Origin of the sequence: Pseudomonas sp. PWP3-1b2, from assembly GCF_049896045.1 — a bacterium.
Taxonomy (GTDB): Bacteria; Pseudomonadota; Gammaproteobacteria; order Pseudomonadales; family Pseudomonadaceae; genus Aquipseudomonas; species Aquipseudomonas antarctica_B.
This window is the reverse complement of sequence record NZ_JAFCTN010000003.1, coordinates 6,043-19,585: the sequence shown is the minus strand read 5'-3', so window position 1 is coordinate 19,585 and position 13,543 is coordinate 6,043. Positions and strand designations below refer to the sequence as shown.

Genomic DNA, 13,543 nt, shown 5'->3' with positions numbered 1-13,543 from the left:
CTCGATGAATACCGAAGGACTCTCCGAAGTTGCCGTAAAAGACGCTCACCCGGTGGTGGAACAAGTCGCCGAGACCCCGCCCGAGCATGAGCCGGTCATGCCAGTGGTAGTGGCTGAAACGCCTGCCCCGGCGACCCCGGTGGTCGCGGTGACCAACCTGGATGACAGCAGCCTGTACATCCACCGCGAGTTGTCACAACTGCAATTCAACATTCGCGTGCTGGAACAGGCGCTGGATGAATCCTACCCGTTGCTGGAGCGGCTGAAATTCCTGCTGATTTTTTCCAGCAACCTGGACGAGTTCTTCGAGATCCGTGTTGCCGGGCTCAAGAAACAAATCACCTTCGCCCGCGAGCAAGCCGGCGCAGACGGCCTGCAGCCGCATCAGGCGCTGGCACGCATCAGCGAACTGGTGCACGGCCATGTGGACCGCCAATACGCGATCCTCAACGACATCCTGCTGCCGGAACTGGAAAAACATCAGGTTCGCTTCATCCGTCGCCGTCACTGGACCACCAAGATCAAGACCTGGGTGCGCCGTTATTTCCGTGACGAGATTTCACCGATCATCACCCCTATCGGCCTCGACCCGACGCACCCGTTCCCGTTGCTGGTGAACAAGAGCCTCAACTTCATCGTTGAGCTGGAAGGTATCGACGCCTTCGGTCGCGACTCGGGCCTGGCGATTATTCCGGCACCACGTCTGTTGCCACGCATCATCAAAGTACCGGAAGAGGTGGGCGGCGCTGGCGACAACTATGTGTTCCTGTCGTCGATGATCCACGCGCATGCCGATGACCTGTTCCAGGGCATGAAGGTCAAGGGCTGCTACCAGTTCCGCCTGACCCGAAACGCCGACCTGGCGCTGGACTCCGAAGACGTCGAAGACTTGGCCCGCGCCCTGCGCGGTGAGCTGTTCTCGCGACGCTACGGCGATGCGGTGCGTTTGGAAGTGGCCGACACCTGCCCTAAACACCTGTCGGACTACCTGCTCAAGCAGTTCAACCTGGCCGAGTCCGAGCTGTACCAGGTCAACGGCCCGGTGAACCTGACGCGCCTGTTCAGCATCACCGGCCTGGACAGCCACCCGGAGCTGCAATACACGCCGTTCACGCCGCAGATCCCGAAATTGCTGCAAAACAGCGAGAACATTTTCAGTGTGGTGAGCAAGCAGGACATTCTGCTGCTGCACCCGTTCGAGTCGTTTACCCCGGTGGTCGACCTGCTGCGTCAGGCCGCCAAAGACCCGCACGTGTTGGCCGTACGCCAGACCCTGTACCGCTCCGGCGCCAACTCGGAAATCGTCGACGCGCTGGTCGACGCCGCGCGTAACGGCAAGGAAGTCACGGCAGTCATCGAGCTGCGTGCGCGCTTCGACGAAGAATCCAACCTGCAGCTGGCCAGCCGCCTGCAAGCGGCCGGCGCGGTCGTCATTTACGGTGTGGTCGGCTTCAAGACCCACGCCAAGATGATGCTGATCCTGCGCCGCGAAGCCGGTGAGATTGTGCGTTACGCCCACTTGGGCACCGGCAACTACCACGCCGGCAACGCCAAGCTCTACACCGACTACAGCCTGCTGACCTCCGACGATGCCTTGTGTGAAGACGTCGGCAAGTTGTTCAGCCAGTTGATCGGCATGGGCAAGACCTTGCGCATGAAGAAGCTGCTGCACGCGCCGTTCACCCTCAAGAAGGGCATGCTCGACATGATTGCCCGCGAGACCCAGTTCGCCCTCGACGGCAAGCCGGCGCACATCATTGCCAAGTTCAACTCGCTGACTGATCCGAAGATCATCCGCGCGCTGTACAAGGCCAGCCAGTCCGGTGTACGTATCGACCTGGTGGTGCGTGGCATGTGCTGCCTGCGCCCGGGCATTGTCGGGGTGTCGCACAACATCCACGTGCGCTCGATCATCGGCCGCTTCCTGGAACACACCCGCGTGTTCTACTTCCTCAACGGTGGCGAGGAGCAGATGTTCCTCTCCAGCGCCGACTGGATGGAGCGCAACCTCGACAAGCGTGTGGAGACCTGCTTCCCGGTGGAAGGCAAGAAGCTGATCATGCGGGTCAAGAAGGAGCTGGAAAGCTACCTCACCGACAACACCCACAGCTGGAGCCTGCAGTCGGACGGCCGTTACGTGCGCAATACGCCAACCGGCAACCAGAACCCGCGCAGCGCGCAGGCGACGTTGCTGGAGAGGTTGGGCAGCCCGATTCTTACGGTGAACTAAACCCTGCGCCTACCCAAGTGGGAGCAGGCTTGTGTGGCGAGCCCGCTTGTTGTGGCGAGCGGGCTTGCCCCGCGTTGGGCTGCGAAGCAGCCCTAAAACCAAACGCCGCATTCCGTCAGACAGAATGCGGCGTTTTTATTGGGGCTGCTTCGCAACCCAACGCGGGCGGTGCGACGATTCGACAAGCCCGCTCGCCACGACAAGCCCGCTCCACACAACCAGCGTCTCTGGCCGCCTGCGCGATTAGCGCAAGTTCAGGCTGAACCCCACCCGCGTCAACCACTCCGCTTCCTGGGCGAAATCCGCCTGGGTCAGCTGATTCTCATCCAGCCAGCCTTTGGGGAACACCACGTCGAGGCTGTCGCCGTTGGCGCGCAGGGTTACCTGGGGCATTTCCTGAGTGCCACGGATATGGTGGAACAGGATCGCAAAACGCAGCAGCACGCACAGGCGAATCAGCTTGATGCCGTCGTCGCCGAACTCGGCAAACTTGTCTTTAGGGATATTGCGGCGATGGCCGCGCACCAGCAGTGCGAGCATCTGTTGGTCTTCGCGGGAGAAACCGGCGAGGTCCGAGTGCTCGATCAGGTAGGCGCCGTGCTTGTGGTAATGGTAGTGGGCGATGTCCAGGCCCACTTCGTGCACCTTGGCGGCCCAGCCAAGCAGCTCGCGCCACACGCCGTCTTCCAGTTCCCAGTCTTCGGCCACTTGGTCGAAGGCATGCAGGGCTTTGCGCTCCACGCGGGCGGCTTGCTCCAGGTCGACGTGATAACGCTCCATCAGTGAGCTGAGCGTACGCTCACGCACGTCTTCGTGGTGATGGCGACCCAGCAGGTCGTAGAGCACGCCTTCGCGCAGGGCACCGTCGCAGTGGTCCATGCGTTGCAGTTCGAGGGCATCGAAGATCGCTTCGAGAATCGCCAGGCCCGCCGGGAAAATGGTGCGGCGGTCGGGCTTGATACCGTCAAAGTCGATTTTCTCTGCATCGCCCAGCTTGAACAGCTTGCGCTTGAGCCATGCCAGGCCTTCGGCGTTAACCTCGCCCGTACCGTGGCCGCCAGCTTTGAGGGCCAGGCCAATGGCGCGAATCGTGCCGGACGAGCCAATCGCCTCATCCCAGGTCAGGCGGTGCAGGGCGTGCTCGATGCTCATGATCTCAAGCCGCGCAGCCGTGTAGGCCTGGGCATAGCGTGCCGGGGTGATCTTGCCGTCCTTGAAGTAGCGCTGGGTGTAGCTGACGCAGCCCATCTGCAGGCTTTCGCGCAGCAATGGCTCGAATCGTTGCCCGATGATGAATTCGGTACTGCCGCCGCCGATGTCGGCGACCAGGCGTTTGCCGGGGGTGTCGGCCAGGGTGTGGGACACGCCTAAGTAAATAAGCCGCGCTTCTTCACGCCCGGAGATGACTTCTACCGGGTGCCCGAGGATTTCCTCGGCGCGGCGGATGAATTCGCCACGGTTGCGGGCTTCGCGCAGGGCGTTGGTGCCGACGATTCGCACGGCGCCAAGGGGCATGCCGTTGATCAATTGGGCAAAACGCTTGAGGCAGTCGAGCCCGCGCTGCATGGATTCTTCGTTGAGCTGACGCGCGTCGTCGATCCCGGCGGCCAATTGCACTTTTTCGCCGAGCCGCTCAAGGATGCGGATTTCACCGTTCTGGGCCTTGGCCACGACCATGTGAAAGCTGTTGGAGCCCAGGTCGATGGCGGCGATCAGGGACAGATTCTTGGCTTGGAATTGCGGCATGGTTTGGGGGTCTCGGTCGATAACCCAGCCATCGTGCCACGATCGACCGCTGACGCCAACGCGTTGTGCCTTAGTAATTTTCCTGACGCTGTCTGTGGGGATTTTTCGTAGGAAATGTAGGGCGGTTTTGTAAGCGTGTGATGAATACCCCGCCGGACGATGTAGGGCGTTTTAACTGTGCACTGTTGCAAGACTGCTTGTGAAATTGCCTACAGTAATGACGAAGATGTTCACCTGGTTATTTTGGTCGGGACTACCGTATGAATGGGTTATAGCCACTGCTTATATTCATGGCTCCCACAGTGACCGCTGTGTTGTCTGATTCTTTAATGAAGGGCCAAAGCGACAGACTGGCACCCGGCAATTTTGCCTGGGTGTTATTTATTTATAGTTGTGCATGTCCGGGAAGATAACGCGTGGGGCGATGGAGTCGCCAACACACAAATAAACAGCGCCTGATAACTTTTTAGTGACAGGACAAGCATGAAAAAGATTGTTGGATTGACTCTCGGTATCGTGTGCCTGGCTTCTGCCCTGAGCGCCCAGGCAACCACCAGTGCCCAGCTGGTCGTCAGGGGTACGATTACGCCTGCGGCGTGCAACCTCAGCCTGGCCGGCAGCGGCATTATCGATTACGGCACCATCCGCTCCGGCGAATTGTCCCAGACGGCGTTCAACCCGCGCGAAGAGCGGAGTACTTCACTGGTCGTCAATTGCGGCGCTACGCCTGCCCGGTTCGGCATCGCCTTTACCGACCTGCAAGCGGGCAGCAAGGTCACGGGTATTCTGGGGGCCGGTTTCACTGAGGCTCAGAACTTCGGTTTGGGTGCGGTCGCAACCCGTCGTACGGGCGGTTACTCCGTGACCCTCAGGGATTTGCGCACCTCCGGTGCAGCCCTGCTCCCCATCGTGCGCGCAGGTGCGGGCGCCTGGCACTACAGCGATGGCAAGGTCGCTCAATCGCCTAGCCAGTACTCGTGGCGCAATAGCACCGCGATCACGCCTGCCGCTATTTCCCAACTGACCGGCACTCTTGTGGTGAAGGCCGTCATCAACAGGGCCCAGGACCTCGACCTGAGTCGCGACATCGCTATTGATGGGCGCGCCACGCTGGTACTGAGTTACATCTAAGCGACTGATAACAGCCAATCAAGAACTTCATACTTTCTGATTGGCTGTTTTTTGTGGGCGCTTGGCTGCCAATCATCAACTTGATTAGTTGCGGGGAACATGGAGTGCGTGGTTTTTCAATAGTAAGTAGCGCGTTGTTAGCGTGTGCAAGTGCGTGCGTTTTTTATACCGCTGTTGTGGCAGCGGACGGCATGTTGCCTGAAACAACCGTTGTCGTGCTGTATGAAGAAGACGGTGAAGCCACCCTGAATATCAAAAATACCGATGCGGGCCCGGCCCTGCTGCATTCAGTCGTGGAAAACGTTCCGCAGGATCTGGAGCCACTGTTGATTGTCACGCCGCCCATCTCCCGCGTGGAGGCGGGCGATACCCAGTTGGTGCGATTCATCAGCACCCTTAAAGAGCCGCTCAAGACTCAGCGGCTTAAACGCGTGTCCTTTGAGGGCATCCCCCAGGCGCGTGCTGCGGGCGGAGCGACCATCGGCATTACCTTGCGCCAGAATTTGCCGCTGATCCTGCACCCACAAGGGCTGCCTCGGCACCCTACGCCGTGGGAGTTGCTGAAGTGGAAGCGCGCAGGCGAGCAACTGACGGTTCACAACGACAGCGCCTACGTGGTGCGTCTGGCGCCGGATGTGCAGTTGCTGCCCCAAGGCATTCAGGCCACGTTACCGCGCACTTATATTTTGCCGGGCGAGGCGCTCGCGGCAACGGTCGACGGCCCTCTGGGCGGTGTGACTGAAGTCGACATTCAGCCCGCCACGGTCTACGGGTTTTCGGTGGATCACTACCGGGCGCCGATCATTGCCAATGAGGGTTGATCGACGCATGAACAACTCGCCATGTCGCCGCTTCGCGGCCTCTGCCTGGCCGCGGGGACCGTCACTGCTGGTTGGCTTTGCGACCCTGTGGAGTTTGCCCGGCCTGGCCATTGCGCTGGAACTGGGCGAGGGCTTTGATCTGGCGGCCCTCACTGCCCATGGCATTGACCCCAAAGTCTCAGACTACTTTCGCAGTGCGGCGCGCTTTCGCGAAGGTGTCCAGGTGGTGGGGTTGCGGGTCAATGGCAACCCGCTCGGGCTGGTGGATGCGCGGTTCGACCCACAGGGCCGACTGTGTTTTACCCCAGGGTTACTCCAAAAAGCCGGGCTGGTTAAACCCGGCACGATCCTTCTTGAGGGCGACACGCCAGACAAGGCTTGCCATGACTTTCTCGGGGCGTTCCCGACGACGATGGTGCGGCTGCGCCCCGGCACGGATGAGGTGGCGCTGGTGGTGCCGACCCAGTCGTTGCGTGGGCCCGAATGGGACGCCGGAAACTTCTCCAGGGGCGGGGCTGCGGCGTTGTTCAACTATGACGTGCTGGGTTTCGACAGCCACTCGCGCAGTGGGCCCAGCCGGTTCCTGTCGGCTTATACCGAGGCGGGCTTTAACCTTGAGGACTGGATTGTTCGCAGTCGCCAGTTCTACGTGTCCGACAACGGCAAGGCCCGCACCGAGCACCTGTACGCTTTTGCCCAGCGGGATATCGCTGCGCTGCAATCGACGTTTCAGGTAGGCCAGATTTCCAGCAACAACCCGGTGTTTGGCGGCATCCAGTTGTCCGGCCTGCAGTTTTCACCGGATGGCCAGTCGCGCGCTCCCGCAGGCCATAACAATGCGGTGGTCGAGGGCCTTGCCCAAAGCCAGTCACGGGTTGAGGTTCGCCAGTCCGGCGTATTGATCCATACCACGCTGGTGCCCGAAGGCCCATTCCGGCTGACAGGCCTGCCATTGCTCAATGGCACGAGTGACCTTGAAGTCAGCGTGATCGATGTGCGCGGTGCCAGGCGCAATTTTGTGGTGCCGGCGGCATCGTTCGCCGGGGCTTTAGCGGCTGCACCCGGCTATTACTTTTCACTGGGCAAGTTGCGCAGGAGCGCCGGTGAAGACGGCCCGTCTCCCGTGGTTGCGATGGGCAGTGGCACTTGGGGAGTGGGCCGCGATTCGTCTGCCGGCTTTGGCCTGCTCAGTACCGATGACTACTGGTCGGCCGGTGGCACCCTGAGCAGCGTGTTTTTCCAGCGGGTGACTGTGACCGCCCGTCAAAACGTGTCACAGGACAGCAAAAGCAACGTGTCCGGCGCACGCACCAGCGTGTCCCTGAGCAGCCCGGTGGCCGCCACGCTCGACGTCAACCTCAGCGCCACCGCTCAGACCCGGGGTTATCGCGAGGTGCTTGAAGCGGGCCGCTCGACGAAGGCCGATGAGCTGGGTTCACGCTTCAAAAACCAATACACGGCAGGCATGAGCTGGGCCGACCCCATTCTCGGGGTGTTTTCCCTGGGCTACACCCGCAGTGCTCAGTTTGATCGGCAAACCGCCGAACATGTGTTTGCCTCGTGGAACAAGTCTTTCAAGCGTGCGGATGTGGCATTTATTGCGGATTCGCAGGTAGGCGGCACGCGGACGAACCGGGGGGAGGCGCGGGCGGGAGGGCACCGCGAGCGCGCCTTGGAGAATGACCTGTCCGTGCGGTTGCAGGTGAGTGTGCCGCTGGGCGGTGATCGTCGCGTGCACATTTACACCAGCCGTCGTGGTGACCAGTTCACTGCCGGTACAGCACTCAGCGACCGGGTTAACGAGTATGTGAATTACGAGGTGGGCGTGGAGCGCGACCTCAAGGCCCGTGAGCAGTCCATTCGTGGGCAGGTGGATATCCTGCCGCGCTACACCCGCGTTGGCTTGGGCATCAATCGGGACCCGCTGGGCACCAGCTACACCGGGCAATTGCAGGGCGGCGTGGTGGCTCACCCAGGCGGGCTGACCTTCTCGCCCTACGCTGTGCAGGATACGTTCGGCGTGGTGAAGGTGGGCGACATCGGTTCGGCCAAAATCGAGACCCCGCAGGGCCCGGTGTGGACCGACTTCCGCGGGCAAGCGGTGATAGCCGGTTTGCCGGCGTACACCCCCAGCCGGGTTGAAGTGCAGACCCGCTCCCTGCCCAAGCGTGTTGACCTGAAAAACGGCACCCAGGTGCTGGCGGCGGGCCGTGGGTCTTTTAATCCGGTGGGTTTCGATGTGGTGAAAGTACGTCGTGTGCTGCTCACCGCCAGCGATCAACAGGGCCGGCCCTTGCCCCAAGGCGCGGCAGTGTTCGGCAAGGGTGACCGCTTCCTGACCAATGTGGTGGGCGACGGCATGATTTTTCTCAACGACGCCACTGAGCAAAGCCTGCGGGTTGCTCTGCCGGACGCTTCTACTTGCCTGTTGCGCATCGACCCCGGAGCCCAGCCTGATCATGACAAGTTCTACGAAACCACCTCGGCGGTGTGCCATGCCCGTTAAGTTTAAAAGTTTGCCCTGGATACTGCTCGGCCTGGTGCTGGCCGTGCCTGGCGTTTCGGCGCAAAACTGTCGATTGTCGCTAAGCCAGCCGCGCATCGACTACGGCGCTATACGTCGGGAGGTGCCCGGTGACAGCGCAACCCTGGCGCTCGGCACTCGGGTGCTGCACGTCAACGTGCTGTGCGCAGAACCTGCGGCCATGGGCTTGCGTTTTATCGGGGTTGCCGCCGATGGGCAGGGGTTTCAGTTCGGTCGTCAGGGGCGTTTTCGCCTGAGCCTCACACACGCTCAAATTGACGGGCATGCCATCGGCTGGGCGGCGGCGCATTTGCCGGGCGAACCGGCCACTGGCCAATTGCTCCCCGGCCAGACCTTGATGGCGCGGGTCGCAGGCATGCCCATGATTGGCCGGCGGCTGACAGCTCAAGTCGAGATCGACACCGAGCTGCCCGCCGACGCACTGGAGGTGCGCAGCCAGGCGCACCCGGAGGGGCGGGGCAGTTTCGAACTGATCAGCCCGGCTGTTCCACCGAACCAATGAAGTTGGCGAGTTCCGGTGTCCTGGGGTTGGCGAACAGGGTTTTGGGGTCGCCCACTTCATGCACCTTGCCCTGGTGCATGAACACCAGTTTGTCGCCGACTTCCCGGGCAAAACGCATTTCGTGGGTCACCATGATCAAGGTCATGCCGTCTTTGGCCAGTTGGCGCACCACGCTGAGCACTTCATTGACCAGTTCCGGGTCCAGCGCCGAGGTGATTTCGTCGCACAGCAGCACTTTGGGCGACATGGCCAGGGCGCGTGCAATCGCCACGCGCTGTTGCTGGCCGCCGGACAGGCGATCGGGGAAGGCGTCGAACTTCTCCCCCAGCCCGACGCGCTCCAGCATTTGCCTGGCAAGCTGCGCCGCCTTGGCCTTGGGCACTTTCTGCACCACTTGTGGCGCAAGCATCACGTTCTCGCCCACCGTCAGGTGCGGGAACAGGTTGAATTGCTGGAACACCATGCCGACTTTCTGCCGCAGGGTGCGCAGGTCGGCGCGGGCGGCATCGAGGTATTCGCCATCGACTTCAATCACGCCGTCGTTGATCGATTCCAGGCCGTTGAGGGTGCGCAGCAAGGTGGACTTGCCCGAGCCGCTGCGGCCGATGATCGCCACCACCTGGCCTTCTTCAACCGTCAGGTCGATGCCCTTGAGTACGTGGTGATCGCCGTAATACTTATGCAGGGCAGAAATTCTAAGCAGAGGCATGCAGTCTCCTTTCCAGGTAGCGCGCACTGAGGGACAAGGGGTAGCAGAGCAGGAAGTAACCCAGCGCCACCAGGCCGTAGACCATGAATGGTTCGAAGGTAGCGTTGGCGAGCATGCCGCCGGTTTTGGTCAATTCGGTGAAGCCGATGATCGAGGTCACAGCGGTGCCTTTGACCACTTGCACCGAGAAACCCACGGTAGGCGCTACGGCAATGCGCAGGGCTTGGGGCAGGATCACGTAGCGCAGTTGCTCAAACGGGTTGAGCGCCAGGCTGGCCGAGGCTTCCCACTGCCCATGGGCGATGGACTCGACGCAGCCGCGCCAGATTTCAGCGAGGTAGGCGCTGGTAAACAGGGTCAACGCAATCGCCGCCGCCAGCCAGGGCGAGATGTCGATGCCGAGCAACGCGACACCAAAGAACACCAGGAACAGCTGCATCAACAGCGGCGTGCCCTGAAACAGTTCGATGTAGGTGCGCGCGACATTGCGCGGGAACGCCTTGCTGCTGATGCGCATCGTCATCACCAGCAAACCGATCACGCCACCGCCGATGAACGCCACCAGCGACAGCAACAGGGTCCACTGCAAACCGGTGAGCAGGTTGCGCACGATGTCCCAAAAGGAGAAATCACTCATCGGCTGTTCCTCATCACATAGCGACGGCCGATCCAGTTGAGCAACTGGCGAATCATCAACGCCATGCACAGGTACACCAGGGTGGTCAGGGCATAGGTTTCAAAGGCGCGGAAGTTGCGCGACTGGATAAAGTTGGCGGCAAAACTGAGTTCTTCGGTGGCGATTTGCGAACACACCGCCGAGCCGAGCATCACGATGATGATCTGGCTGCTCAGGGCCGGCCACACCTTGCCCAGTGCCGGCAGCAGCACCACGTGGCGGAACGCCTCGAAACGCGTCATTGCCAGCGCGGCGGCGGCTTCCAGTTGGCCGCGAGGGATGGCCTGGATGCCTGCGCGGATGATCTCTGTCGAATAGGCGCCCAGGTTGATCACCATCGCCAGCACCGCGGCTTGCCACTCGGTAATTTTCAGGCCCAGGGACGGCAGGCCGAAGAAGATAAAGAACAACTGCACCAGAAACGGTGTGTTGCGAATCAACTCGACATACACGCCGAAGAACCAGGCAAACGGCTGGATCTTCCACGCCCGCACCACGGCGCCGACGGTGCCCAGCGCCACGCCGAGGATCGCGCCGATGGCCGTCAGCTCAAGCGTGAACAGGGCGCCGCGCAACAGCAGGTCGGTATTGGCCAGCACCGGCATAAAGTCAAATTGATACGCCATGAATCAGCTCCGTCGCTTCAGAGGTCGGCTGGCAGCGGCTCTTTAAGCCATTGCATTGCGTTCTTTTCCAGGCTGCCGTCGGCTTTGGCCGCGACCAGGATCTGGTTGACCTTCTCCAGCAGCGCCGGCTCGTTTTTGTTCACGCCCACGTACACCGGCGAGTCCTTGAGTTTCACTTTCAGCGCCGGGACGCGTTTCGGGTTGCGCTCGCTGATCGCGACCATCACCACGTTGCCGCTGGCGATCAGGTCAACCTGGCCGGCCAGGTAGGCGGCGATGGTCGAGTTGTTGTCTTCGAAGCGTTTGATGGTGGCTTCCTTGGGCGCTACGGCGGTCAGCTCGATGTCTTCGATGGCGCCACGGGTCACGCTGATGGTTTTGCCCTTGAGGTCGTCAGTGGTGCTGATGGCTGCGTCAGGTGGGCCGAATACGGCCAGGTAAAACGGTGCGTAAGCCTTGGAGAAGTCGATGACCTTTTCCCGCTCGGGGTTCTTGCCGAGGCTGGAAATCACCAGGTCGACCTTGCCGGTGGTGAGGAACGGGATGCGGTTGGTGCTGTTGACCGGGGTCAGCTCCAGCTTGACCTTGAGCTGCTCAGCCAGCAGCTTGGCGGTATCGATGTCCAGGCCGCGAGGTTTCATGTCTGGGCCGACCGAGCCGAATGGCGGGAAGTCCTGGGGCACGGCGACCTTGAGGGTGCCACGGGCGACGATATCGTCCAGACCGTTGGCCTGGGCGGGTGCCTGGCTCAGCATCAGGCTGGCAAACAAGGCAGTGAGCAGGGCGCTGTAACGCTTGGTCATGGCAACTCTCCGAGAAGGGCGAAGGAATTTTCTGTTTTTGGGCAGTGCACAGCCCATGCCATCACTGACTGGATCGTCTGCAACGCCGGAGTTCATTGAGCTGCGGTGGTCTTACTGGTCTGAACAGTGCGCTGACTTTTCGCACCGTTATCGAGCGTCGCCAAAACCCCGCGAGCCCCTTTGGGGCGTGGCTTGCCGCCAGCCGCGAATAGCTTTACAACTAGCCGTTCAGTTGTCTGGAAGCTTGAGTTTTTTATGAATTCCATCGCCCAAGCGGTACCGGAAGCGGCCCTGCAGGCCATCCGTAAACTGATCAAGGAACAGGGCTTCGGCGCGGGTGATGCGTTGCCGTCCCAGCGCGACCTGGCGGTGCAATTGGGCGTCAGCCGGGCGTCTTTGCGTGAAGCGTTATCGTCCCTGAGCGCGTTGGGGGTGGTCAGTGTGCAGCCGGGCAAGGGCGTGTTCGTGCAGGCGGTGGATGACACGCCGGGGTTTGCGTGGCCGTTTGCAGCGCAGGCCACGCCGCTGGATATTTTCCAGCTGCGTTATGCCCTTGAGGGGTTTGCAGCAGGGCTGGCAGCGATGACCCTGACCCTTGATGAGCTGGACAGCCTGGAAGATAACGTCGAGGCGATGCGCAAGGTGCTCAAGGCCGGCGACTTCGAGGCGGCTGCCCGGCTGGACTTCGAATTTCACCAGCGCATCCTGCTGGCCAGCGGCAACCAGGCGATGGTGAGCATCCTGAGTGCCAGCGCCGAGGTGTTCCTGGAGAGCCAGAAACTACCGTTCATCCGGCCGGAGCGGGCCATGGAAACCTGGCAGGAGCACCGCAGGATCCTGCGTGCCCTGGCCCGGCGCGCCAGTGCGACGGCGCAGAAAACCATGCAGGAACACGTGCGCAATGCCGCCTTGCGCACCGGCATTGCCTTCGTAACGCCCGTGACCCCGTGAGTGGGCGATACCCAAAGTCATGCGCCACCATAGCAAGACTCAATCAGACGCGGCTTCCTGAACGGGGGAAGGGCGGCTATGATGGGCCACGTTTTTTTTGCTTACAATCCGGAGACATCCATGAGCAACGATCTTATCAAGCACGTCACCGACGCGACCTTTGAGGCCGAAGTACTCAAGGCTCAAGGCCCGGTGCTGGTTGACTACTGGGCTGAATGGTGTGGCCCTTGCAAAATGATCGCGCCTGTTCTGGACGATATTGCGACCACCTACGAAGGCAAACTGACCATTGCCAAGCTGAACATCGACGACAACCAGGAAACCCCGGCCAAGCATGGCGTGCGTGGTATCCCGACGCTGATGCTGTTCAAGAACGGCAACGTTGAAGCCACTAAAGTAGGCGCGCTGTCGAAGTCCCAGCTGCAAGCTTTCCTCGACGCGAACATCTAAGCGTCGTCAAAAAAGCCCCGCAAATTAGCGGGGCTTTTTCGTGAAACAGGGCTAGACGCTCCGAAACTCAGGTGTTACATTCGGCCCCGCACTGGTTTCTCCAGTGCCCCCTGCAAGCCGTCGCCGACGCATTCCTTTTCGATTAGTACGCGATCCTGTCGCCTTCTCCGCGGCGCGGCCTCATTAAGCCAAAAGCTTAATTTCCCCCCTCCATAAATGATTACGTCATTCCTATATGAATCTGACTGAACTCAAGCAAAAGCCGATTACCGACCTGCTCCAGCTGGCCGAAGAAATGGGCATAGAAAATATGGCCCGTTCGCGCAAGCAGGACGTGATTTTCTCCCTGCTGA

Annotated in this window: 13 protein-coding genes; 8 read left to right on the top strand and 5 right to left on the bottom strand. The window is 61.0% G+C overall.

What is annotated here, in order from left to right; translation table 11 throughout:
• The first annotated feature begins 4 nt into the window (after window positions 1-4).
• The gene (gene ppk1 / locus ACP7A2_RS02515; protein WP_426132957.1) at window positions 5-2,230 is read left to right on the top strand and encodes a polyphosphate kinase 1; all 2,226 of its coding nucleotides are present in this window, start codon (window positions 5-7) and stop codon (window positions 2,228-2,230) included.
• 243 nt (window positions 2,231-2,473) lie between these two features.
• Here ppk1 and ppx read toward each other — a convergent pair whose 3' ends face one another.
• Entirely contained in the window at window positions 2,474-3,976 is a 1,503-nt protein-coding gene (ppx, locus tag ACP7A2_RS02510) for an exopolyphosphatase (protein ID WP_348058775.1), read from the bottom strand.
• A 483-nt stretch (window positions 3,977-4,459) separates the two neighbouring features.
• Between ppx and ACP7A2_RS02505 the strand changes: the two genes are divergently transcribed.
• The 4 genes from ACP7A2_RS02505 (at window position 4,460) to ACP7A2_RS02490 (ending at window position 8,975) form a co-directional block, all read left to right on the top strand.
• Window positions 4,460-5,107 (top strand): DUF1120 domain-containing protein, encoded by a 648-nt coding sequence (locus ACP7A2_RS02505; RefSeq protein ID WP_426132956.1) that lies wholly within the window; start codon window positions 4,460-4,462, stop codon window positions 5,105-5,107.
• 134 nt (window positions 5,108-5,241) lie between these two features.
• Window positions 5,242-5,928: a fimbria/pilus chaperone family protein gene (locus tag ACP7A2_RS02500; RefSeq protein ID WP_426132955.1), complete on the top strand. Its 687-nt coding sequence runs from the start codon at window positions 5,242-5,244 to the stop codon at window positions 5,926-5,928.
• Between the two features lie 7 nt (window positions 5,929-5,935).
• Window positions 5,936-8,434 carry a fimbria/pilus outer membrane usher protein gene (locus ACP7A2_RS02495; protein ID WP_426132954.1) on the top strand — a complete coding sequence of 833 codons (2,499 nt, stop codon included), beginning with the start codon at window positions 5,936-5,938 and terminating at the stop codon, window positions 8,432-8,434.
• Window positions 8,424-8,975, top strand: a complete 552-nt coding sequence (locus tag ACP7A2_RS02490; protein ID WP_426132953.1) for a hypothetical protein — start codon at window positions 8,424-8,426, stop codon at window positions 8,973-8,975. The genes ACP7A2_RS02495 and ACP7A2_RS02490 overlap by 11 nt, the downstream gene beginning before the upstream one ends.
• On the opposite strand, the gene ACP7A2_RS02485 is transcribed toward ACP7A2_RS02490, so the two are convergent.
• From ACP7A2_RS02485 to ACP7A2_RS02470, 4 genes are read right to left on the bottom strand one after another with little or no spacing between them, the layout of a single operon-like run.
• Entirely contained in the window at window positions 8,947-9,684 is a 738-nt protein-coding gene (locus ACP7A2_RS02485; RefSeq protein ID WP_426132952.1) for an amino acid ABC transporter ATP-binding protein, read from the bottom strand. The two genes, ACP7A2_RS02490 and ACP7A2_RS02485, sit on opposite strands and share 29 nt — an antisense overlap.
• Window positions 9,671-10,321 carry an amino acid ABC transporter permease gene (locus ACP7A2_RS02480; RefSeq protein ID WP_348058763.1) on the bottom strand — a complete coding sequence of 217 codons (651 nt, stop codon included), beginning with the start codon at window positions 10,319-10,321 and terminating at the stop codon, window positions 9,671-9,673. The genes ACP7A2_RS02485 and ACP7A2_RS02480 overlap by 14 nt, the downstream gene beginning before the upstream one ends.
• A complete protein-coding gene (locus ACP7A2_RS02475; protein ID WP_348058762.1) occupies window positions 10,318-10,986 on the bottom strand; it encodes an amino acid ABC transporter permease in 669 nt (222 codons plus the stop codon). The genes ACP7A2_RS02480 and ACP7A2_RS02475 overlap by 4 nt, the downstream gene beginning before the upstream one ends.
• Window positions 10,987-11,003: 17 nt before the next feature.
• Entirely contained in the window at window positions 11,004-11,789 is a 786-nt protein-coding gene (locus tag ACP7A2_RS02470; protein WP_426132950.1) for a transporter substrate-binding domain-containing protein, read from the bottom strand.
• A gap of 255 nt (window positions 11,790-12,044) precedes the next feature.
• Here ACP7A2_RS02470 and ACP7A2_RS02465 point away from each other — a divergent pair, with 255 nt between their 5' ends.
• The 3 genes from ACP7A2_RS02465 to ACP7A2_RS02455 form a co-directional block, all read left to right on the top strand.
• Complete coding sequence (locus tag ACP7A2_RS02465) at window positions 12,045-12,740, top strand: FadR/GntR family transcriptional regulator (protein WP_426132949.1); 696 nt, start codon at window positions 12,045-12,047, stop codon at window positions 12,738-12,740.
• A 120-nt stretch (window positions 12,741-12,860) separates the two neighbouring features.
• Entirely contained in the window at window positions 12,861-13,190 is a 330-nt protein-coding gene (trxA, locus tag ACP7A2_RS02460) for a thioredoxin TrxA (RefSeq protein WP_003213989.1), read from the top strand.
• Between the two features lie 235 nt (window positions 13,191-13,425).
• The coding region (locus ACP7A2_RS02455; protein WP_426133096.1) for a Rho termination factor N-terminal domain-containing protein at window positions 13,426-13,543 on the top strand (118 nt) is incomplete at its 3' end.